This is a genomic window from Streptomyces sp. NPDC127092 (assembly GCF_042722475.1).
In the GTDB taxonomy this organism is placed as follows: Bacteria; Actinomycetota; Actinomycetes; order Streptomycetales; family Streptomycetaceae; genus Streptomyces.
Window position 1 is genome coordinate 1 of record NZ_JBHXFE010000135.1, and the last position, 2,347, is coordinate 2,347.

3 protein-coding genes are annotated in these 2,347 nt (G+C 63.7%); all 3 read right to left on the reverse strand.

All coding sequences use genetic code 11. The features are described 5' to 3' along the window. The coding region (locus ACFWJO_RS37970; protein WP_386872704.1) for a TetR family transcriptional regulator at positions 1 to 149 on the reverse strand (149 nt) is incomplete at its 3' end. A gap of 377 nt (positions 150 to 526) precedes the next feature. After that, on the reverse strand, positions 527 to 1,336 hold the full coding sequence (locus ACFWJO_RS37975) for a Fic/DOC family protein (protein ID WP_378493847.1): 810 nt from the start codon (positions 1,334 to 1,336) through the stop codon (positions 527 to 529). Between the two features lies 1 nt (position 1,337). Then, positions 1,338 to 1,604 (reverse strand): hypothetical protein, encoded by a 267-nt coding sequence (locus ACFWJO_RS37980; RefSeq protein WP_386872702.1) that lies wholly within the window; start codon positions 1,602 to 1,604, stop codon positions 1,338 to 1,340. Between the last annotated feature and the right edge of the window lie 743 nt (positions 1,605 to 2,347).

The following is a 2,347-nucleotide window of genomic DNA, read 5'->3' on the forward strand; positions in this document are numbered from 1 at the left end:
AAGTGAAAGTACAAGGCCCCCTTCGTCATGCCCGCCGCCTCGAGGATCTCGACGAGGCTCGCACCCTCGAACCCGGACTTGTCGAACATCTCCGCGGCCCCGCGGACGATCTGCGCCCGGGTCACCGCCGCTCGTTGCTGTTGAACCATTCGCCGCACCTTCCGTGCCACCTCGGGTGAGGCCCGGCCAATCGGGTCACACCCCTACAGCCTGCGCGAACGCTACCAGCGGTGCTGGTTCGGCTCTTCGTGTGAGGTGCTCATGGACAACAGGACAATCCGAACCCCACCGACCACACCGTCTCCGCGCCCGCCGTCGGCCGGTCAACTCTCTCCTCAGGATCTTGCCGGTGTCGTCGAAGCACTCACCGGTCAACGTGTCCTCCCGCGCCAGGGTGTGGGTGAACCCCGCGGCAAGTAGCCCAAGGAACACCGCTCGGGTGGCCCGTGGTGACTTGGGCTGGCAGAGGGCTCGGATCATCTACTGGAGCATTGGGTTTCCCTAGAGAGAATGCGACCAGAAGCGGTCAGAGCTCGGGGGCGCGGGTGGGGCCACGGTCCCGATCCGGAGCCGGCCGCGCTCGCCGGTACCGGATCGCATTGGCCGCCGAAGGCGGCTGTGGGTAGTCGAGAGACCGGTATCGGGTGCGTTCGGTGGGCTGCCCTACCTCCTGTGCCCGGATCTCCTCGACGGCGGTGGTGGGCGGTTCCTCCCGTCGCACGGTGATCTGGTCGAAAACCGGGACAAGCAAATCGGGGTGTGGTGGGTAGTCGTAGGCGTCCGGGCCGCTGAGCATCGAGCACTGGTTCCAGACCTCGGGGGAAACCCTGGCATAGTCGAACTCGAAACGTGACTGTTCGGCGACGTGATCCATGAAGACCTTCGAGGTCCTGCCGTTGCCCTCCCGGAAAGGGTGAGCCTGATTCAGGTACGCGAATATCACCGCGGCCTGCTCTACGAACTCCCCATGGTCGAGACCGCCCCACTCCGTGGAAACCACGAACTGGTGCACATCGGTCAGGTAGCGGTCGATCTCGCCGGTGGTGACGTCGGCGAAGTCGCCGGCGACACCTTTCGAAATGTTGACCGTGCGATACTGCCCAGCCCATGGGTAGACGTCCTGGAACAAATGTTGGTGGATCGCCCGGACGTGGTCGCTGTCGTAGGTCCGGGCGATCGCCACCTCACCGGCCAAGAGTTCACGGTGCCGCTCGACAGTCTCGACGTATTCCAGGCGGACAAGAACGTCAGGGGCACGCTCGTCGAACAGGTTACGCAGCGTGCCGTTGTCGGGATGAGGATAGAAGTACGAGTCCCAGGAGCCAGAAGCGGGCACGTCAGCGAGTTGCCACCGTATGCCGCCTGGCGGCGGCATGAGCGCGCCTCCGATACTCGGTCCGATCGATTGCCCCGCGAGCCCGATCGGTCAGGTTCTCGACATCCTCACGGTTCGGAGTCCAGCCCTCGTGCCAAGCGCTCGCCAGCGACTGCACAACACTGCGCCGCTGAGCCTGATTGAGGCGGGCGAACAGTTCAGGCCAGCGGGCTTCGACATCGAACCCTTCGGTCACGGCCTGGCTGCGGCGAGCTTCACTGCGAGTCACGGACGCTCCTCTCCACTGCTGATCAAATCTCGATTTTACCAGCTAGAACCCCGAAATTCAGTTCACCCTGACCTGGCTATCTGGCGATCGGCCGCAATCGGCCCTCGCAACTGGGATCAGGGATGAACCAGAGCCGGGCGTACTTCGGATACGCCGAGCGGGCGAGGCACGTCCAGCCGCGCCAGCATCATCGGCGGGCGTGGAGTCAACATTTTGCAGCAGCTGCACCTGAGGTCCCGGCTACCGCGGACCCGACACCGGCGGAGTTGACGGCTCGTCGAGACCGCCCTCGATTACGACGTTCGATTGGCCGATCGCGTGAAGCTATTCCAGGGGGTGAGCGAGAGCGATCCGGCTCTTGCCCAACGCTTTGTCCAGGAGAAACTGACGGTCGAGTTCACCTCGGCTACCCGCACCGGTAACGGTGAAGTATCCGCCCGTGGGCAGGTCGTTGTCGACGGAAAGTCTCCTGGTGACCTGGGCACGGTGACGTTCGTCGGGGAGGACGGTACCTGGAAGATCGCCCGTAGTTGGGCCTGCCCAATCACCAGAGCCTGTTAACGAACGAACTCCGGTCTACTTGTGACCGGTCAGCGATCGCCGATGGAAACTCCAATGGCCCCCAACTACCAACCGACCGCCCCTGCAGTCCCACTACCACTACAACTCAGATTCTCTCTCGTGACTGACTATGACGCAGACACTGGGCAGATCGCAGCCTCGGTCGCGATCTGCTGGAGCGC